We start from the raw sequence: 19,210 nt of genomic DNA, 5'->3' as shown, positions 1-19,210 counted from the left end.
ATTTTTAAATGCATCACCGGTTATTTTGCTTTGACAAACTATAAACTTTAGTTAATAGGGAATACGCGCTCCGATTTAATGAATAAATTTGAATTTAAATCGTAAATAATGAAAAAAATAATTGGGGTTTTTTTGGCGCTGTTGCCTTTTTCATCATGTGCAAAAGAAAAGAATATTACTTTGCCCAAAAGTATAGAAACAAAAAATATGGAAATACAAAACGGAATGGAAGTAGCAACCTTTGCAGGAGGTTGTTTTTGGTGTACGGAAGCAGTTTTTTTACAACTGGACGGTGTCAGTAAAGTGGTTTCAGGATATATAGGGGGAAGCACGGTGAATCCTACGTACCAGGAAATCGGTACTGGTGAAACTGGTCACGCTGAAGCAATTGAAATTACATTTGATCCCAATAAAATTAGTTTTGGGGAGCTGCTGGAAATATTTTTTGCTACGCACGATCCTACAACATTAAACCGTCAGGGGAATGATATTGGGACACAATATAGAAGCGAAATTTTTTATCACAATCCTTTTCAGAAACAATTATCCGAAGACTACATGGCTTTGATGGCGACTGAAAATACGTTTGGAAAACCAATTGTTACTAAAGTTTCTCCAGCAGTGAAGTTTTATGTAGCAGAGGAGTATCATCAAAACTACTACAACCAGAATAAAACGCAGGGATATTGCAGTTATGTGATTACTCCTAAAATAGATAAATTAAAAAAATTATATCAGGATAAACTCAAAAAATAGTTGGCATTAGATTTGTAAGTATTATGGAAAATAATAATCTAAATACTATGACAGAACAATTGTCCGTTAGTGAAGTAAATAACAAAACCAGAAATCTGGTGTTAGGAATTCTATTTGATGCCATTGGAATGCTTTCGTTTGCTGTTCCTTTTATCGGTGAATTTTCAGATGTGATTTGGGCTCCTTTAGCCGGTTTTTTAATGACTTGGATGTATAAAGGCACCCTTGGTCGAGTAGCGGGAGTAATTAGTTTTGTGGAAGAAATTTTACCTTTTTCAGATTTTATTCCAACTTTTACGCTAACCTGGATTTATAATTATGTAATAAAAAACAAAAATGCCTCGTAATCGAGGCATTTTTTATTCTTTAAAAAAAAATCCGAGTCCCATGCGTTTCAGCATTTTTTTTTCGAAAGCCCAAAAAAATGTGAACTGTCCAAAAATAAAACCGATCAACACCAAAAGTACCTGATAAATTGGAAAAATCAGAATTAATCGGACAGGAGTAAACCAATAGCCTAAATCTTCTTTTGTAATTCCAAGCCAGATACTAAATGGTTTCGACAACCATGCGGATGCCGAACCGGTAATTGCAAAAACAATAAATATTAGGGCAAGTTGGAAATTAGAATCAATTCCCCAACGTTCTTTTAGTTTATTCATTTTTATTCATAATTATTACACATACAGTGGCATTATCGTATGGGGACAAAACCAAAAAGTTTTTGATTATAGGTATTCTGAAAATAAATCATGTAATTGTATATTAAATAATTTACTTCATAACCGTAATCCGTGCCGCGGTCATAATTGATTGTCATTTCATAAAGATTAGGGTCATAACGTTGCGGTTGCAGCACTCGATTATTCCACTCACGAACGTACATCTGGTTTTTATTTTCCAAAAAAGACTGAGAATGGTATCCTCGAGGATAGGCTCTCGAAGCCAACCAAGAATTAAAACCCGGATCAATAATAATCACTTCATATTCGAGCGCATCATTGGCAATTCTAATTGTATCACTTGTAGAAGTAATTGATTTTTCAACAGGTGGCAGATAAGATTTAGAAGTGTTGCAGCCAAATAAAGCGCAAAAAAGGATGATGATATAATAACTATTTTTCATGATAATAAAATGAATTATAAAGTTTCAAAAACAAAAAATTATCGATAGTTGTCTCGTGTAAAAAATGTTCCTTCTAAAAGTAGAATATTTCGTTTAGGTAACTCGATTGTTATTTACCAAAAAGTTTACCTAACAAACCACCCAGACCTCCACTATTTTTTGTAACCATGTCAATAACCTCACAGGCATCTACTTTTCCATCTGAATCTTTATCTAATCCAAATTGGACTCCATATTTAGATATTGCATCCATGATACTAGAATTTTGTCCTGAATTACCAGCAATAGCGGCAATGACATCTGAAATTTGAAAACTGGAATCATTAGGATCTTTTGCTTTTCCAATTAGAGAACCTAATATTTTAGGAATTATATTTCCTGCCACACCAGTAGCAGTTCCTTCAGCTAATCCGAATTTTTCGCCCAAATTTCCAGAAAGCTGTTGTATTAATTTTTGAACAACAGGATTGGAAGTATCCTGAGCATTATTTCCCTGAAATAAACTGGCTAACTGGTCAAATGCACCTTCTGAAGCGATTTTTTGCAGTCCTGAAAAAATAGAGCTGGTCGTTTCGTTGATTACAGCCTCGTTTTGCTCATTCGGTATATTGCTGTTTGTAACAACAGATTGATATCCAAACTGCTTTGTTAATTGAATTAATTGTTCAAACATTTTACTTGATTTTGGTTGCATATCAAATTTAATACAAAAAGAAGGATTTATTAAATTTTTTAATAAATCCCCTTGTATTTTTTAACATTTAGAACCTAGCCTAATATACTAATAATTTGTGAAGCTAATTCAGTACCAATTCTATCTTGTGCTTCTCCAGTTGCAGCACCAATGTGTGGAGTCAACGAGATTTTATGATTCATCAAAATAGCCATTTCAGGCGTTGGTTCGTTTTCAAAAACGTCTAATCCTGCAAATGAAACTTTTCCGCTGTCTAATGCTTTTACTAATGCTACTTCATCAATAACTCCGCCGCGAGCACAGTTTACAATTCCCACACCATCTTTCATGATAGCAAGTTCTTTCTCGCCAATGATGTAACCATTTTGAGCAGGAACGTGTAACGTAATGAAATCAGCTTCCTTAAATAAAGATTCCAAAGATTGTGAAACTATTGTAGTTGTGATCGATTGTCCGTCAAAAAATTCCACTTTAACATCAACTTGAGGGATAAAACTATCGGCAGCAATTACTTTCATTCCCAATCCTAACGCCATTTTAGCAGTAGCCTGACCAATACGGCCTATTCCAACGATTCCCAGTGTTTTTCCTCTTAATTCGATTCCGTTTGCGTAGGCTTTCTTCAAGCCATCAAAGTTAGTATCGCCTTCAAGCGGCATATTTCTGTTCGAATCATGCAAGAAACGAACACCAGAAAATAAGTGTGCAAAAACTAATTCTGCCACCGATTCTGAGGACGAAGCCGGAGTGTTGATTACATGAATTCCTTTGCTTTTAGCATAATCCACATCAATATTATCCATCCCTACACCACCACGACCTATAATCTTCAATCCTGGGCAAGCGTCAATGATATCTTTACGAACTTTAGTCGCACTTCTTACCAATACCACGCTTACATTATTTTCATTGACAAAATTAGCCACTTGTTCCTGCGCTACTTTTGTAGTTATAACTTCAAATCCACCTTTTTCTAAAGCTAGAATTCCACTTTTAGAAATTCCGTCATTGGCTAATACTTTCATTTGTATTTTATATTTAATGATTGAAAAATTTAAAGATTCAATCTATGTTGTTTAATGTAGTGATTGATTAAAAATTGATTTTTCAAATCTTTAAATCATTCAATATTTTAATTTTTAAATTGCTTTTTCCAAAGCCTGCATAACATCTACTAATACCTGAACGCTTTCCAGCGGAAGCGCATTGTACATAGAGGCTCTGTAACCACCTACTGAACGGTGTCCAGGCAAACCTGAAATTCCTACTGCTTTCCACATCGCATCAAATGTTGCAGCATGTGCTTCATCATTTAATAAGAACGTAGCATTCATATTTGAACGGTCTTCAACAGCTGCAGCTCCTTTGAATAACGGGTTTCTGTCTATTTCCCCATAAAGCAATGCCGCTTTGGCATTGTTTATTTTTTCAATAGCAGCAATTCCACCAAGGTTTTTCAACCATTGTAAAGTCAATAAAGACGCGTAAATAGGGAAAACAGGTGGCGTATTGTACATACTTTCTGCTTTGATATGTTTGGCGTAATCCAACATGCTCGGGATTATTCTGCCATTTTTACCTAAAATTTCTTCTTTTACAACAATCAGTGTAGTTCCTGCGGGTCCCATATTTTTTTGTGCTCCGGCATAAATCAAATCAAATTTAGAAAAATCCAATTCTCTTGAAAATATATCAGAACTCATATCACATACAAGTGGCATATCAACTGACGGGAATTCCTTCATCTGTGTACCAAAAATAGTGTTGTTACTTGTGCAATGGAAATAATCAGCATCTGAAGGAACAGTATATCCTTTTGGGATATGATTGTAATTTTGCTCTTTTGAGGTAGCGACAACAACTGTGTCTCCAAAAAGTTTGGCTTCTTTTATAGCTGCTGCTGCCCAAGTTCCTGTATCCAGATAAGCCGCTTTTCCGCCTTCTTTCATCAAGTTATAAGGAGCCATAATAAATTCTAAACTCGCTCCGCCAGCAAGAAATAAAGCTTGATATCCTTTGCCTTCAAGTCCTAAAAGTTCCAGAACGATGGCTCTTGCTTCTTCCATAACGGCAACGAAGTCTTTGCTTCTGTGCGAAATTTCTAAAAGCGATAACCCGGAATCGTTAAAATTTAAAATTGCTTGTGCTGATTTTTCAAAAACTTCTTGCGGTAAAATACAAGGTCCTGCGCTGTAGTTGTGTTTTTTCATGGTGTAGTTTATGTCCAAAAAATTAAGGTGTAAATTTCGACAATCACAGTTTAAAAAGCGTTAATTAATTCGGAATTATTGAAGTTTTTTTAACTATGTTGTTAACAAAAACGAAATAGTATCGGTATTATCTGCGTAATTCCATAAACGGGGATTTTGAGTTTGTCCAAATGCCACGCTGTTTTCTATGGTCTCATCAGCAACAATGCATTGTAACAGCTCACTTTCCGACTCTAATCTTGTTTTTAATTCATTTATATCTTCGTAAAACTCATAAAAAACACTCGAAATAGGCGAGGCATGACTTTGATCTTCTTTTAAAGTCAGAAATCCGTTATCCAATAATTTGAAATTACTCATCAGAAAAACAGCTTTGTTGTAATCGTAATTGTTGGCGTATTTTTCGTAATGAATGACGTCTTGGTAAGCAAAGATCGCTTCAAAAAACGGAACAAAAGAATAACCTTTTGGAACAAAAAGTTTAGAAACGTTGCGGCAACCCAATCCAAAATAGCGAAAAATATCTTCACCCAAAGCGGTAAGTTGTTCTTTGGTTTCATTTCCGGTTAAAACTGCCACTGAATTTCTGCTTTTTCGAATAATGGACGGTTTATCTTTAAAATAATATTCAAAATAACGGGCTGTATTGTTGCTTCCTGTGGCTATAACGGCATCAAAATTTTCTAATTTTCCATCTACAAAAGCAATATTCTTAGCTAATTCTGGCTGAACAGCAATAATATATTTCGCTAAAAAAGGCAACAAATGCTGATCATTTGAGGATGTTTTTACCAAAACAGTATTTCCTGTAATCAAAACCGAAAGGAAATCGTGAAAACCCACCAACGGAATATTACCGGCAAGAATTAAAGCGACTTTTTTAGGTTCTTGAATTGGAATTGTATAGCTTGAAAGCCATTGATTCAGGTTTTCGGCGGTTAAAGCTTCTGCCCAAGATTGTATCGAAAAATAGACGTTTTCAGGAGTATACCAACCATTGTGCGACTGCGACAATTTGATTAAATCAACAAAAGCATCAAAAAACGTTTCGTTGTGCAAAACAGCCGGATTTCTTAAAGTGTTATTTTCGGAAAACTGACTTAAAAATTTCCCTAATTCAACAAAAACACTTTTTTTTGTTTCTAATGTCATAATGTTTGCTTATGAATAGTTTTGATTGTAATTTTGCACAAAAATAAGCATAATTATGTCGAAAGTCAAAAGTCCTAATGTCAAAAGAATATTTGATAGTGGACATTCGAAATTATGACTTTAAAACTATAACTAGATGGCAATTATAATAACTGATGAATGTATTAATTGTGGTGCTTGTGAACCCGAGTGCCCAAATACAGCAATATATGAAGGAGCAGACGATTGGAGATATAAAGACGGAACAAAACTGAAAGGAAAAGTGATTTTGCCTGATGGTTCTGAAATTGATTCTGATGAAGCTCAAACTCCAATTTCTGACGAAGTGTATTATATTGTTCCCGGAAAATGTACCGAATGTAAAGGTTTTCATGATGAGCCACAATGTGCAGCCGTATGTCCTGTTGACTGTTGTATTCCAGACGATAATCATGTGGAAAGCGAAGAAACATTGCTGAACAGACAAGCGTTTTTACACAACGAATAACAAACGTTACAATATTGACAAACATGAATCCTGAGTTTAGCGCTCGGGATTTTTTATTTTATTTTTTTATTGCCACAATCACGTAGGTATCGTATGCATAGGTTTTTCTGTCGATTGTCTGAATGATTTCAAAGCCATTTAAATATAAAAATAATTGCATTTCATTCAAGGTAAAAACACGAACGGTAGAAAAATCATCGGCTATTATTTCTTTCCATTCTCCATTAATCGTATAATAGTTCGCGGTCCATTCCAGCATGAAATTTTCTGATAGAGTCGTTTTCCAGTTGCTGTTGCGATAATAGTTTATGCCTTGGTAGTAAGCCTCATGTATTATTACGGGATTTTCTTTAGTAAAAGGAATAAATCTATTAGCATCTATAATGTCGAAAATAAGAATGCCGCCTTTATTTAAATTTTTATAAATGGAATCCAACGTATTATTTATGTCTTGGTTTGTAATCAAATAACTGGTGGAGCGTCCAGTAATTAGTATGGAATCTACTGGTTTTTCAAGTTCAAAATCTCTCATGTCGCCCGAAATGAAAATGCCGCTTTTATTTCTTTCTTTGGCAATCGCAATCATACTTTCGCTGTAATCCAAACCGATATAATCAGCATGATTTTGTAAAAATCGTTGAGCAAGATTGCCAGTTCCACTGCCAATTTCTAAAACTGTTTGACAATGATGTTCTATCAGTAAATTGTTATAGAGCTGATATTCTTCATCATAATCAATAAAGGTTTGGTACATAGCGTCAAAAATGGCTGCCATTTTTCCTTCATAGAGATTTGCCATAATAGTTATTATTAGAGATTAAATTTAGGAAGATTTATTGAAATAAAAAAAGGGCCGTCTTTTTGACAGCCCTTGTAAAATTATTCTATAACCGAATTAGAATTTATAATTTAAAGATAAATTAAACATTGTTCCCAATTGGCTAAAATGATAACCATCATATGTCATTTGAGAATAACGTTGGTTGAAGGTAATTAAGTCAGACTGTTCTTTGATGCCAACAGCATCATTAATAAGCGCGGTTCCAGCTGCATTTTCAGCTTTAAATTCCCACTCAGGTAAAACATTTAACAAATTATTTACATTTAACGCTACTGTTAATTTCTCTGTTGCCGAAAACGTAACGCCTAAGTCTGAAACAACTTTTGTTAAAAATTCGATTCTTAAATCATCGCTCATACCTGCATTTTTAAATTTTGTAGGTCCAAAAACAGTATTGTTCAAAGAAAAACCAAATTTACCAATTTCGTAATCTCCACCCAAAATGTATTTGAATTTTGGTCTTGATGTAAAAAGTAATGCTTCTTGCGTTGCATCAATAATGGTTTGTCCAGCTAAAGCGCCAGATAGGTTTTTAACACTTTGAGGATCTTTTACTGCTCCATCTCTTTCATTTTCGAACGTGTAATTTCCAGAAAAATTAAGGCCTAATTTCCCGGAACCTAACAAAATGTTTCTGTAATTGGCAACTACATCAATTCCAGAAGTTTTTGTATCCATACCATTCACAAAAAAACTTTGTTTGTTAGTGGGTTCACCATCATCATTTAGTTCAAAAGCTATTTCGTTACTTAACAATACTCTGTCTTTTACTTTTATATTGTAGTAGTCTAAAGTAAAGGTGAAATCTTTAGTTGGTTTTAATCCAAAACCTAAAGTCAAGTTGTTTGATTTTTCAGAATCCAATTTTGGTATACCGTTTTGTCTAGCTGCAGATGAAACATTGTTTATCAAACCTGTGACTACAATAGCTCCACCGGCCTCGAAAGAGGACTGTGATTTTTGCGTGTAAATTTGGTGTAATGACGGCGCTCTGAAACCAGTAGAAAGCGAACCTCTTAAAGTGATTTTGTCATCTAAAAATTTATATCTGGAACTTACTTTCCACACTGTTGCTCCTCCAAAATCACTATAATCTTCATAACGTACTGTACCGTTTATCAAGAAATCTTCGGTTACATCATAAGCAACATCAAAATAACCACCTAAATTGTAACGATTAAATTTTCCGGAATTCTCAGGAGTATTTCCTTGGAATGAATCTGCACCAACACCAAAATATGATGCTTCATCTCCAGCAATAATTTCAAAATTTTCTGTTCTAAATTCAGATCCAAAACCAATGCTAATTTTGTCAGAAACTGCTTTAGAAATGTCCAAGTTACCAACGATATGACTGAACGAGGTTCCCCCTGGTCTGAATGAAATTGGGCTTAAACCCCCATAAACGAAATCTCCATTAGAATCCACAGATCTATTATGAGAATTATCAACAGTATAACTTTGTTTGTTGCCGCCTGTTGTAATACTGACATCCGTATTCCATTCATTTTTGGTAGATTTGTAACCAACCGTAGCATTATAATCATTCAAATCTCCAGTAAAAGTTGGAACATAACCTACATAAGAACTTGGATTTGTACCGTCTCCAAATAAATCTAATAGATATGGAAATTCATCTAATGTTCTCCAGTACGGCGTTCTGTAGTTTGCAAATGAGTTTACTTTCTTGTAAACATAAGCAGCATTGTAGTATAATTGAGTGTTTTCTGTGTAATTAACTCCGCCATTCACTAAGAATTTTGCAGCAGCAGTTTCTGGTGAACCATTAACATTCCCAGCATCAGGATATTTAGAAAGAAAGGCCTGAACATCCGCTAGAGGAGCACCAAAACCTGTATTTCCATCAGCTTCAGCTGCTGCATCAACTTTTCCGGGTCTATTGGCTAGATTTACTTTAGAAAAATCTATTGTATAATTTACAAATCCTTTGTCTCCAACAGTTGATCCATTGTTTAAACTCACACCTAACATTTCTCCGTCTCCCTCAGATGTAACTCCGCTTCGAAGTGTTACAGATCCGTAATTGGTGTTTTTTTTCAAAATAATATTCATTACTCCAGCAATCGCATCAGAACCATATTGAGCCGATGCTCCATCGCGAAGTATTTCTACTCTTTCGATAGCGTCAGTAGGAATTGCAGAAATGTCTGATCCCGTTTCACCACGTCCCGGAGAAGTTTGTGTGTAAAGCAAAGAACTCATATTTTTACGTTTCCCGTTGATAAGAATTAAAGTTCTACTTGGTCCCATATTACGAATTTCATAAGGATCCAATAATGAAGTTGCATCATTTACAGGAGTTTGAACCGTGTTGAATGATGGGATTTTATACTGTAATGCCTTGTCAAAGGTAGCTTGTCCGGTTGAATTTAGATCTTTTGCTGACAATACATCGATTGGTAATGCTGAAGTTGTGTTGCTTCTTGGTGCCGTTCTGGTTCCTGTAACTACAACTTCGTCAAGATTTTGTCCTTCTTCTTCGGATAAAACTACATTTATTACCGCATCAGTAGCTGCTCTTTCTAATTTAGAAAAACCAACATAGCTAAAAACTAAGATAGCCCCTTCTTTTACTTTAATGGTATACATTCCGTCCATGTCAGTGGAAACCCCGTTCTGAGTTCCTTTCTCAACAATGTTTACGCCTGGTAAAGCATTGCCAGTGTTGTCTTTTACCACGCCCGAGACTTGCTTTTGAGCAAAAATAAACGAGACGTTTAAAAGGATTAGTAATAATGCTAATTTTTTCATAATAAGTTGTATTTAGTTGTTTGTTTGGTTTGAAATCGTTCACAATATAATTTTTTTTTAACAAAATATTACAACATAATTTAAATTTTTATAAAAAAATTATCAGACCTGTTTAAACTGCAATTTTTACTTATTTAAATAGTATTAAAATCTTATATTTGCAAACTTTTACAGCGGTCGCTAAATTCAGATGCAGCGCCTAATACGTAAAAAAAAGAATCGTATAATCTTCTCAAAAAAATCGACAGGATAACGACACCATATTCCATTAAAAATAAAATATTATCCACATATGAAAGCAGGAATTGTAGGATTACCAAATGTTGGAAAATCAACATTGTTTAATTGTTTATCCAACGCAAAAGCGCAAAGTGCCAACTTTCCTTTTTGTACTATTGAGCCGAATATAGGTGTTGTAAATGTACCAGATCCAAGAATTGAAAAATTGGAAGAATTGGTGAAACCAGAACGCGTGCAAATGGCAACAGTTGATATCGTTGATATTGCAGGATTGGTAAAAGGCGCCAGTAAAGGAGAAGGATTGGGGAATCAATTTCTTGGAAATATCAGAGAATGTAATGCGATTATTCATGTTTTGCGTTGTTTTGACAACGATAATATTGTACACGTTGACGGAAATGTAAATCCAATTCGTGACAAAGAAACAATTGATATCGAATTGCAGTTAAAAGATTTAGAAAACGTTGAAAAACGTCTGGAAAAAGTAAATCGTGCCGCTAAAACAGGGAATAAAGAAGCGCAAACCGAGAAAGCGCTTTTAGACCGAATCAGAGAAACGTTACTTCAGGCAAAATCGGCCAGAACAATAACTCCTCAAAATAATGATGAGGAAATTTTGATGGAGGGATTTCAATTGATTACAGCAAAACCAGTTTTGTATGTTTGTAATGTAGATGAAAATTCAGCAGTGAGCGGAAATAAATATGTGGACCAAATTCGGGAGTTGGTAAAAGATGAAGATGCGGAAGTGATTATACTTTCGGTTGGTGCTGAGGCTGATATTACCGAATTAGAAAGCTACGAAGAGCGTCAGGTTTTCTTAGAAGATATGGGATTGACTGAGCCAGGAGCTTCAGTTCTTATTCGTGCCGCATACAAGTTGTTGAAACAACAAACCTATTTTACCGCAGGTGTAAAAGAAGTTCGAGCTTGGACTATTGATGTTGGATCAACCGCGCCACAAGCTGCGGGAGTGATTCACACTGATTTCGAAAAAGGATTTATCCGTGCCGAAGTTATTGCATACGAGGATTTCGTTCAATACGGTTCAGAAGCTAAATGTAAAGAAGCCGGAAAATTCAAAGTAGAAGGAAAAGAATATATCGTAAAAGATGGTGATGTGATGCATTTTAGATTCAACGTGTAGTCTTAGAATAAAGAAAATAGAATAAAGAAAATAGACAAAACTGTTCAAGAAATTGGACAGTTTTTTTTGTTCCCATTCCAGCTTTTTATTTCAAACGAAGTTCACGGAACTCCAATAAAAATACAACTTTAGTGAAGTAATATTTTTCCATCAATCTCTTTTTTTTAAGAGAAAAAAGGAGCTTCCTTCGGTCGCTCTTTTTCATCAAGAAAAAAGAAGATTGATCAAAAAAAAAAGCTTTCTGTTTCACTCTGGGGTATCATCGATTTGGATACAAACGAAGTTTCGTTGTGTACTATTAATTTCAAAATAGTTGAATCTGTTAGTAATTATTTTGTATCAGAGCCAATTTTTAGTACTTTTAAAAAAAACTAACTCTCATGAAAATAATCGCTTTTGGCGCAAGCCCCAGCAAAAACTCAATCAATAAAAAATTAGCAACTTACGCAGCCAATTTATTTGAAAATGCCGAAGTGGAGGTTCTGGATTTAAATGATTTCCAAATGCCAATTTTTACCGTTGATATCGAGCCAGCAATCGGTCAGCACGAGTTAGCAAAAACATTTTTGGCTAAAATTGCTACTGCGGATATTTTGGTAGTTTCAATGGCAGAAAATAACGGAAATTATTCCGCTGCTTTCAAGAATATTTTTGACTGGTGTACCAGAATAAACGCTAAAGTTTTTCAGGAAAAACCAATGTTGTTGATGGCAACTTCTCCAGGAGCCAAGGGTGGCGCAATCGTTTTGGGAATTGCTAAAAATGCTTTTCCATTTTACGGTGGAAACATAAAAGCAACATTTTCATTGCCAAGTTTCGAAGCTAATTTCGATGTTGAAAACAGTAAAATTTCTAATGCCGAGTTGGATAATCAGTTGAAAGAAATTATTAAAAATTTTTAATCTTTTAATTTTTTCAATATTTAAATTTTTCAATAGAAAATGTCAATATTATTCTTGATAACTTTGATGACTTCCTATTTTAAAATGTATCGAATTACACTACATTAGCACAAAATCCACAAATTTTACAATGTCCGAACAAAATCAATATACCGAAGATAATATTCGGTCACTCGACTGGAAAGAACATATTCGCATGCGTCCCGGAATGTACATCGGGAAATTGGGTGATGGTTCTTCTCCGGATGATGGTATTTATATTCTTTTAAAAGAAGTTCTCGATAATTGCATCGATGAGTTTGTTATGGGTGCAGGAAAAACAATCGAGGTAACGATTAAAGATAAAACAGTTACAGTGCGGGATTATGGTCGTGGAATTCCGTTAGGAAAAGTCATTGATGTAGTTTCAAAAATGAATACCGGTGGGAAATATGATTCATTAGCATTTAAGAAATCCGTAGGTTTGAATGGAGTAGGGACAAAAGCCGTAAATGCGTTGTCTAATTATTTTCGTGTAGAATCTGTTCGTGACGAAAAACAAAAAGCAGCTGAATTTTCGGCAGGAAATTTAGTTCTCGAAGAAGACATTATTGATACGACGAAACGAAAAGGAACTAAAGTAACTTTTATTCCTGATGAAGCGATTTTCAAAAACTATAAATTTAGATTTGAGTATATCATCAAAATGCTCAAAAATTATTGTTACTTAAACAATGGTTTGACAATCATTTTTAACGGAGAAAAATATTTTTCTGAGAATGGTCTGAAGGATTTGTTAGAAGAAACTATTCATGCAGACGATTTGGAATATCCGATCATTCACTTGAAAGGCGAGGATATCGAGATTGCTTTAACACACAGTAAAACACAGTACAGCGAGGAATACCATTCGTTTGTAAATGGACAAAACACGACGCAAGGAGGAACACACTTAGCGGCATATCGAGAAGCAATTGTCAAAACGATTCGGGAGTTTTATAATAAAAGTTTCGAAGCTTCAGATGTTCGAAAATCGATTGTTACGGCGGTTAGCATCAAAGTAATGGAACCGGTTTTTGAGTCGCAGACGAAAACTAAACTAGGTTCGACTGATATGGGTTCAGAACCGGGAATGCCTTCGGTGCGTACTTTCGTAAATGATTTTGTAAAAACGAAATTAGATAATTATTTGCACAAGAATCCTGTAACTGCAGACGCATTATTACGCAAAATTCTTCAAGCCGAAAGAGAGCGAAAAGAATTATCAGGTATTAGAAAGCTAGCCACAGACCGCGCCAAAAAAGCGAATCTGCACAATAAGAAATTAAGGGATTGTCGCGCACATCTTCCAGATACTAAAAATCCTAAAAATTTAGAAAGCACGCTTTTCATTACAGAGGGAGATTCGGCTTCCGGATCCATTACCAAATCACGTGATGTAAATACTCAGGCCGTTTTTAGTTTACGTGGAAAGCCTTTGAATTCGTATGGAATGAGCAAGAAAATTGTTTATGAAAATGAAGAATTCAATTTATTGCAAGCGGCTTTGGATATCGAAGACGGATTAGAAAAATTGCGTTACAACAACATTGTAATTGCTACTGATGCCGATGTCGATGGAATGCATATTCGATTGTTATTGATTACTTTCTTTCTGCAATTTTTCCCTGAATTGATAAAAGAAGGACATTTGTATATTTTGCAAACACCACTTTTCAGAGTTCGAAACAAGAAAGAAACAATCTATTGCTATTCTGACGACGAGCGAAAAGCGGCAATCGAAAAATTAAAACCAAAACCGGAAATCACCCGATTTAAGGGATTAGGAGAAATTTCGCCGGATGAGTTCAAGAATTTTATTGGAGAAACCATTCGTTTGGATCCGATTATGATGGACAAAAACACTTCGATTGAACAATTGTTGTCTTTTTATATGGGGAAAAATACGCCGGACAGACAGGAATTTATCATCAAAAATTTGAAGGTGGAATTAGATGTAATCGAGAAAGTTTAAATAATTATGAAATGCCTACAACAAGAACACCAATTCTTATCGCTGTCCTATTTGTGATTAGTTTTTCAACTATCTTTTTTATTAAAAGTAGTAATGATCACATAGAATGCGACACAATTCCGAAAAGAGAATTGGATAAAAATGGAATTGAGGTTACAACGCAAAAGCATGTTTGTAAAGAAAATTATTCTTTTTAGCATTTTAAGACAAAAAATATAATTAACTACTATTCAATAGAATATGTTTAATGAAAGACGAAGAAAATACAATTCCAAATAATTCTCAAAATAAAATTTTATTTTCTCAAGTAGTCGCGCTTTTGCAAAATGCCCGGCAGCAGGTTTTACGTACCGTAAATTCTACAATGGTGTATACCTATTTTGAAATAGGAAGAATGATTGTGGAAGAGGAGCAAAGCGGAAAAGAACGAGCTGAATACGGAAAGCAATTACTAAAAGGACTTTCTGAACAGTTGACAATTGAGTTTGGAAAAGGGTTTTCTGTAGCTAATTTGGAGAATATAAGAAAGTTTTATTTAGCTTACTCAATTTCCGAGACAGTGTCTAGGATTTTGCAAATTCAAAAATCCCAGTCACTGACTGGGGAATTGAATATTAAGATCCCTCAACCACTGATTGGGGTTTCTGAAAATCAAAAAGCGCAATCGCTGATTTCATTTTTTAAATTGACATGGTCTCATTATTCATTCTTAATGCGAATTGACGATGAGAAAGAAAGACGTTTCTACGAAATAGAATCTGACAAATACAACTGGAGTGTTCGCGAATTAAAGAGACAATATGATTCAGCTCTTTATACACGATTGGCTTTAAGCCGAGATGCAGCAGGAGTTTTGAAACTTTCGGAACAGGGTCAGATTATAGAAAAACCTAAAGACCTTATTAAAGATCCTTATATTTTGGAATTTTTAGGTTTACCGGAATTACATCAGTATTCGGAATCGGAATTAGAGGAAGAAATCATCAATAAATTAGAACATTTCTTATTAGAATTAGGTCATGGTTTTACTTTTGTAGCAAGACAAAACAGAATTACTTTTGACGATAAACATTTTCGAATCGATTTGGTTTTTTATAACCGAATTCTTAAATGTTTTGTGCTAATTGACTTGAAAATAGGTGAATTAAAACACCAAGATTTAGGACAAATGCAAATGTATGTCAATTATTACGATAGAGAAATGCGTTTGGAAGATGAAAATAAAACCATAGGAATTGTATTGTGCCAAAACAAAAGTGATTTGGTTGTAGAATATACTTTACCTGAAAATAACGAGCAAATTTTTGCTAGTAAATACAAAACAATTCTGCCAAGCAGAGAAGATTTAATACAATTAATTTCGGAATCAATATAATGAAAGACGAAGAAGACGAAAACATAGTACCAGAAGGTCAAGAAGAAGATAATACAAGTGGTGAAGAAGGCTTTGAAGACATAATCTCTTCTGGAAGCCAGCATTTTTACGATAATCAAGAAGACGGAAACGATACCATTACCAAAGTTACTGGAATGTATAAAGACTGGTTTCTGGATTATGCTTCTTATGTAATTTTGGAGCGTGCAGTTCCGGCGATTGAAGATGGTTTTAAACCGGTGCAACGCCGTATCATGCACTCTTTAAAAGAATTAGATGACGGTCGTTACAATAAAGTTGCCAATGTAGTTGGTCACACCATGCAGTATCATCCTCACGGAGATCAAAGTATTGGTGATGCGATGGTGCAAATTGGACAAAAAGAATTATTAATAGACTGTCAGGGAAACTGGGGAAATATCCTAACGGGTGATGGCGCTGCGGCTTCTCGTTACATTGAAGCACGTTTGTCTAAATTTGCTTTGGAAGTTATTTATAGTCCAAAAATTACCGATTGGGGCGTTTCTTACGATGGAAGACGTGCGGAACCAAACAATCTTCCGGTGAAGTTCCCGTTGCTTTTGGCACAAGGAGCCGAAGGTATTGCGGTAGGTCTTTCGACCAAAGTTTTACCTCATAATTTCAATGAATTAATAGATTCTTCGATAAAAATATTAAAAGGGAAGCCATTTACACTGTATCCGGATTTCATGACGCAAGGAATTGCCGATGTGTCTAATTATAATGACGGATTGCGTGGCGGACGTGTTCGAGTTCGTGCCAAAATTGGTCAGCTGGATAAAAATACGTTGGTCATTACCCAAATTCCGTTTTCAACCAATACTACGACTTTGATTGACAGTATTTTGAAAGCGAATGAAAAAGGTAAAATCAAAATCAAGAAAATTGAAGACAATACTGCCGCTGAGGTAGAGATATTAATTCACCTTTTTCCAGGTGTCTCTCCTGATAAAACTATTGACGCATTATTTGCTTTCACGGCTTGTGAAACTTCGGTAGCGCCTTTGGGCTGTGTAATTGAAGACAACAAACCGTTATTCATTGGGGTTTCTGAAATGTTGAAAATATCAACCAACAGAACCGTTGAATTACTGAAAAGTGAACTCGAAATTCAATTGAATGAATTAGAAGAACAATGGCATTTTCTTTCTTTAGAACGTATTTTCATCGAAAATAAAATCTATCGTGACATTGAAGAAATGACGACTCGAGAATCGGTGATTAAAGCGGTTGATGATGGTTTAAAACCACACACAAAACACTTAAAACGCGCTGTTACCGAAGAAGATATTCTGCGATTGTTGGATATCCGAATCATGCGTATTTCCAAATTTGACAGTAATAAAGCGCAGGATAAAATAGAATCATTGGAAGGTGATATCGAGCAAGTAAAACACAATTTAGAACATCTGATTGATTTTGCGATTGCCTATTTTACCAAGTTGAAAGAGAAGTATGGAAAAGGACGTGAGCGTCAAACAGAGCTTCGAATTTTTGATGATATTGAAGCTACGAAAGTGGTTTTAAGAAACACTAAATTATATGTTAATAAAGAAGAAGGATTTGTAGGTACGAGCTTGAAAAAAGACGAATACGTTACGGATTGTTCTGATATTGATGATGTAATTGTTTTTCTGCGTGATGGAAAAGTGATGATTACCAAAGTAGATGCTAAAACATTTGTGGGTAAAGATATTATTCACATTGCTATTTTTGACAAAAGCGACAAGCGTACCATTTATAACATGATTTACCGCGATGGAAAATCCGGGCCTTCCTATATAAAACGTTTTAATGTTTCAGGAGTTACCCGTGACAAAGCGTACGATTTAACCAATGAAACTGCTGGTTCTCAAGTTTTGTATTTTTCTTGCAATCCAAACGGTGAAGCAGAGGTAATCACAATATTATTACGTCAGGTGGGAAGTGTCAAAAAGCTGAAATTCGATATTGATTTTGCCAGTTTAGCGATAAAAGGACGCGCTTCGAAAGGGAATTTGGTAACCAAATATCCAATAAAAAAAATAGAATTGAAGGAGAAAGGAATTTCTACTTTATTGCCAAGAAAAGTTTGGTTTGACGATACTGTTCAACGCCTAAACGTTGATGCAAGAGGAGAATTATTAGGTGAGTTCAGGCCAAATGATAAAATTTTAGTCATAACGCAATCTGGAAAAATAAAAGTAATCACACCAGAATTATCTACTCATTTTGATGAAGATATGGTAGTTTTAGAAAAATGGATTCCCAAGAAACCAATTTCAGCTATTTATTATGATGGCGAAAAAGAACGGTATTATATCAAACGTTTTTTGGTGGAAACTGAAAACAAAGAAGAAAGTTTTATCACGGAGCATCCTAATTCACAATTGGAGATTGTTTCAACGGAATATCGTCCGGTTGCTGAATTAGTTTTTACAAAAGTAAAAGGAGTTCAAAAAGAAAGTATCACTGTAGATATTGAATCTTTTATTTCTTTGAAAGGATTTAAAGCTTTAGGAAATCAATTAACAACCGATAAGTTGAAACAAGTAAACCTGCTCGAACCTTTGCCGTATGAAATTCCAGTTGAGGTTATTCCAGAAGATTTAGAAGTAAAAGGAGAAACTGATGCTGATGACGCTACTATTCAATTAGATGATGACGGTCAGATTACTTTAAGTTTAGAATAAAAAATAAAAAAAGCGCTAAAAGCGCTTTTTTTATGAAATATTATTTCTTCCTCTTTCTCATTTTCATATTGAGGAATTCCACCGCAAGGGAGAAAGCAATTGCAAAATACAGATACGCTTTTGGAACCGCACCCACAGTTTGTCCTGCCAATACCGCATCCGATAAGTGCATACTTTCAGTAATTAACATGAATCCGATTAAAATCAAAAAGGCTAAACCTAAAATCTGAATTGATGGATTATTGTTGACGAATGTACCTACAGGGACAGCAAACAACATCATCACAGCAACAGAAATAACAACCGCGGTTACCATTATATATAAAGCGCCTTCCAGTCCGTTAGTCATTCCTACAGCGGTAAGAATACTGTCTACAGAGAAAATAAGATCAATCAATAAAATCTGAAAAATTACATTTCCAAATGATTTTGCTGCTGAGGTTTTTAACTCTAATTCCTCTTCGCCTTTAAGATCTACTTTTTCATGAATCTCTTTGGTACTTTTATAAATCAGAAAAATACCACCACTTAATAGTATCAATGCCTGACCATTAAAATGACCGCTGAACCAGCCCCAGTCAAAACTAAAAAGAGGTTCCTTCATTTTGATCAGTAATGTGATTCCAAATAATAATGCAATTCTCATGAACATGGCTAAAAATAAACCAATTTGAGTTGCTTTTTTGCGTTTCTCAGGAGGTAATTTACCAGTAACAATCGATATGAATATAATATTGTCAATTCCTAAAATAATTTCAAGAAAAGTTAATGTTAACAGTGCAACCCAAGCATCGGGATTTAAAAATACTTCCATGTTTATTT

General features: G+C 34.8%; 18 protein-coding genes. 9 read left to right on the top strand and 9 right to left on the bottom strand.

Annotated features, from left to right (window positions below; genetic code table 11):
* The first annotated feature begins 207 nt into the window (after positions 1–207).
* Entirely contained in the window at positions 208–756 is a 549-nt protein-coding gene (gene msrA, locus E0F89_RS11725; RefSeq protein WP_131910053.1) for a peptide-methionine (S)-S-oxide reductase MsrA, read from the top strand.
* 23 nt (positions 757–779) lie between these two features.
* Positions 780–1,103 carry a hypothetical protein gene (locus E0F89_RS11720; protein ID WP_243699512.1) on the top strand — a complete coding sequence of 108 codons (324 nt, stop codon included), beginning with the start codon at positions 780–782 and terminating at the stop codon, positions 1,101–1,103.
* A 12-nt stretch (positions 1,104–1,115) separates the two neighbouring features.
* On the opposite strand, the gene E0F89_RS11715 is transcribed toward E0F89_RS11720, so the two are convergent.
* The 6 genes from E0F89_RS11715 to E0F89_RS11690 form a co-directional block, all read right to left on the bottom strand.
* Positions 1,116–1,418, bottom strand: a complete 303-nt coding sequence (locus E0F89_RS11715; RefSeq protein WP_131909963.1) for a DUF6787 family protein — start codon at positions 1,416–1,418, stop codon at positions 1,116–1,118.
* A 32-nt stretch (positions 1,419–1,450) separates the two neighbouring features.
* Complete coding sequence (locus tag E0F89_RS11710) at positions 1,451–1,882, bottom strand: DUF6146 family protein (RefSeq protein ID WP_131909962.1); 432 nt, start codon at positions 1,880–1,882, stop codon at positions 1,451–1,453.
* A 109-nt stretch (positions 1,883–1,991) separates the two neighbouring features.
* Positions 1,992–2,555 carry a hypothetical protein gene (locus E0F89_RS11705; RefSeq protein ID WP_131909961.1) on the bottom strand — a complete coding sequence of 188 codons (564 nt, stop codon included), beginning with the start codon at positions 2,553–2,555 and terminating at the stop codon, positions 1,992–1,994.
* 95 nt (positions 2,556–2,650) lie between these two features.
* Positions 2,651–3,601: a D-2-hydroxyacid dehydrogenase gene (locus E0F89_RS11700; RefSeq protein ID WP_131909960.1), complete on the bottom strand. Its 951-nt coding sequence runs from the start codon at positions 3,599–3,601 to the stop codon at positions 2,651–2,653.
* Positions 3,602–3,715: 114 nt separating this feature from the next.
* Positions 3,716–4,786, bottom strand: coding sequence for a 3-phosphoserine/phosphohydroxythreonine transaminase (gene serC / locus E0F89_RS11695; RefSeq protein ID WP_131909959.1), 1,071 nt, complete (start codon positions 4,784–4,786; stop codon positions 3,716–3,718).
* A 93-nt stretch (positions 4,787–4,879) separates the two neighbouring features.
* The gene (locus E0F89_RS11690; RefSeq protein WP_131909958.1) at positions 4,880–5,938 is read right to left on the bottom strand and encodes an acyl-CoA reductase; all 1,059 of its coding nucleotides are present in this window, start codon (positions 5,936–5,938) and stop codon (positions 4,880–4,882) included.
* Positions 5,939–6,074: 136 nt separating this feature from the next.
* Here E0F89_RS11690 and E0F89_RS11685 point away from each other — a divergent pair, with 136 nt between their 5' ends.
* Entirely contained in the window at positions 6,075–6,425 is a 351-nt protein-coding gene (locus tag E0F89_RS11685) for a 4Fe-4S dicluster domain-containing protein (protein WP_131909957.1), read from the top strand.
* A 58-nt stretch (positions 6,426–6,483) separates the two neighbouring features.
* On the opposite strand, the gene E0F89_RS11680 is transcribed toward E0F89_RS11685, so the two are convergent.
* Both E0F89_RS11680 and E0F89_RS11675 read right to left on the bottom strand, forming a co-directional pair.
* Entirely contained in the window at positions 6,484–7,224 is a 741-nt protein-coding gene (locus E0F89_RS11680; RefSeq protein ID WP_131909956.1) for a class I SAM-dependent DNA methyltransferase, read from the bottom strand.
* Between the two features lie 96 nt (positions 7,225–7,320).
* Positions 7,321–10,038, bottom strand: a complete 2,718-nt coding sequence (locus E0F89_RS11675; RefSeq protein ID WP_131909955.1) for a TonB-dependent receptor — start codon at positions 10,036–10,038, stop codon at positions 7,321–7,323.
* 292 nt (positions 10,039–10,330) lie between these two features.
* Between E0F89_RS11675 and ychF the strand changes: the two genes are divergently transcribed.
* From ychF to E0F89_RS11645, 6 genes are all read left to right on the top strand, one after another.
* Positions 10,331–11,425 (top strand): redox-regulated ATPase YchF, encoded by a 1,095-nt coding sequence (gene ychF / locus E0F89_RS11670; protein ID WP_131909954.1) that lies wholly within the window; start codon positions 10,331–10,333, stop codon positions 11,423–11,425.
* A 380-nt stretch (positions 11,426–11,805) separates the two neighbouring features.
* Positions 11,806–12,327, top strand: a complete 522-nt coding sequence (locus tag E0F89_RS11665) for an NADPH-dependent FMN reductase (RefSeq protein ID WP_131909953.1) — start codon at positions 11,806–11,808, stop codon at positions 12,325–12,327.
* Positions 12,328–12,457: 130 nt separating this feature from the next.
* Positions 12,458–14,320 (top strand): DNA topoisomerase IV subunit B, encoded by a 1,863-nt coding sequence (locus tag E0F89_RS11660; RefSeq protein WP_131909952.1) that lies wholly within the window; start codon positions 12,458–12,460, stop codon positions 14,318–14,320.
* A gap of 11 nt (positions 14,321–14,331) precedes the next feature.
* A complete protein-coding gene (locus tag E0F89_RS11655; protein WP_131909951.1) occupies positions 14,332–14,517 on the top strand; it encodes a hypothetical protein in 186 nt (61 codons plus the stop codon).
* A 50-nt stretch (positions 14,518–14,567) separates the two neighbouring features.
* Positions 14,568–15,695, top strand: a complete 1,128-nt coding sequence (locus E0F89_RS11650; protein ID WP_131909950.1) for a PDDEXK nuclease domain-containing protein — start codon at positions 14,568–14,570, stop codon at positions 15,693–15,695.
* On the top strand, positions 15,695–18,388 hold the full coding sequence (locus E0F89_RS11645; RefSeq protein ID WP_131909949.1) for a DNA gyrase/topoisomerase IV subunit A: 2,694 nt from the start codon (positions 15,695–15,697) through the stop codon (positions 18,386–18,388). Before E0F89_RS11650 ends, E0F89_RS11645 begins: the two co-directional genes overlap by 1 nt.
* A 40-nt stretch (positions 18,389–18,428) precedes the next feature.
* Here E0F89_RS11645 and E0F89_RS11640 read toward each other — a convergent pair whose 3' ends face one another.
* Positions 18,429–19,202 carry a TerC family protein gene (locus tag E0F89_RS11640; protein WP_131909948.1) on the bottom strand — a complete coding sequence of 258 codons (774 nt, stop codon included), beginning with the start codon at positions 19,200–19,202 and terminating at the stop codon, positions 18,429–18,431.
* Between the last annotated feature and the right edge of the window lie 8 nt (positions 19,203–19,210).

The organism is Flavobacterium caseinilyticum (genome assembly GCF_004349085.1).
Lineage (GTDB): Bacteria > Bacteroidota > Bacteroidia > Flavobacteriales > Flavobacteriaceae > Flavobacterium > Flavobacterium caseinilyticum.
Note: the sequence above shows the minus strand (reverse complement) of the source record. Positions and strands in the feature narration are given on the sequence as shown.

Excerpts from the sequence above, each read along its gene's own strand:
- E0F89_RS11655 (WP_131909951.1), top strand. The coding sequence starts at position 14,332 with ATGCCTACAACAAGAACACCAATTCTTATCGCTGTCCTATTTGTGATT.
- E0F89_RS11710 (WP_131909962.1), bottom strand. The coding sequence starts at position 1,882 with ATGAAAAATAGTTATTATATCATCATCCTTTTTTGCGCTTTATTTGGC.
- E0F89_RS11720 (WP_243699512.1), top strand. The coding sequence starts at position 780 with ATGGAAAATAATAATCTAAATACTATGACAGAACAATTGTCCGTTAGT.
- msrA (WP_131910053.1), top strand. The coding sequence starts at position 208 with ATGGAAATACAAAACGGAATGGAAGTAGCAACCTTTGCAGGAGGTTGT.
- ychF (WP_131909954.1), top strand. The coding sequence starts at position 10,331 with ATGAAAGCAGGAATTGTAGGATTACCAAATGTTGGAAAATCAACATTG.
- E0F89_RS11640 (WP_131909948.1), bottom strand. The coding sequence starts at position 19,202 with ATGGAAGTATTTTTAAATCCCGATGCTTGGGTTGCACTGTTAACATTA.
- serC (WP_131909959.1), bottom strand. The coding sequence starts at position 4,786 with ATGAAAAAACACAACTACAGCGCAGGACCTTGTATTTTACCGCAAGAA.
- E0F89_RS11700 (WP_131909960.1), bottom strand. The coding sequence starts at position 3,601 with ATGAAAGTATTAGCCAATGACGGAATTTCTAAAAGTGGAATTCTAGCT.
- E0F89_RS11690 (WP_131909958.1), bottom strand. The coding sequence starts at position 5,938 with ATGACATTAGAAACAAAAAAAAGTGTTTTTGTTGAATTAGGGAAATTT.
- E0F89_RS11675 (WP_131909955.1), bottom strand. The coding sequence starts at position 10,038 with ATGAAAAAATTAGCATTATTACTAATCCTTTTAAACGTCTCGTTTATT.
- E0F89_RS11680 (WP_131909956.1), bottom strand. The coding sequence starts at position 7,224 with ATGGCAAATCTCTATGAAGGAAAAATGGCAGCCATTTTTGACGCTATG.
- E0F89_RS11715 (WP_131909963.1), bottom strand. The coding sequence starts at position 1,418 with ATGAATAAACTAAAAGAACGTTGGGGAATTGATTCTAATTTCCAACTT.
- E0F89_RS11645 (WP_131909949.1), top strand. The coding sequence starts at position 15,695 with ATGAAAGACGAAGAAGACGAAAACATAGTACCAGAAGGTCAAGAAGAA.
- E0F89_RS11705 (WP_131909961.1), bottom strand. The coding sequence starts at position 2,555 with ATGTTTGAACAATTAATTCAATTAACAAAGCAGTTTGGATATCAATCT.
- E0F89_RS11665 (WP_131909953.1), top strand. The coding sequence starts at position 11,806 with ATGAAAATAATCGCTTTTGGCGCAAGCCCCAGCAAAAACTCAATCAAT.
- E0F89_RS11685 (WP_131909957.1), top strand. The coding sequence starts at position 6,075 with ATGGCAATTATAATAACTGATGAATGTATTAATTGTGGTGCTTGTGAA.
- E0F89_RS11660 (WP_131909952.1), top strand. The coding sequence starts at position 12,458 with ATGTCCGAACAAAATCAATATACCGAAGATAATATTCGGTCACTCGAC.
- E0F89_RS11650 (WP_131909950.1), top strand. The coding sequence starts at position 14,568 with ATGAAAGACGAAGAAAATACAATTCCAAATAATTCTCAAAATAAAATT.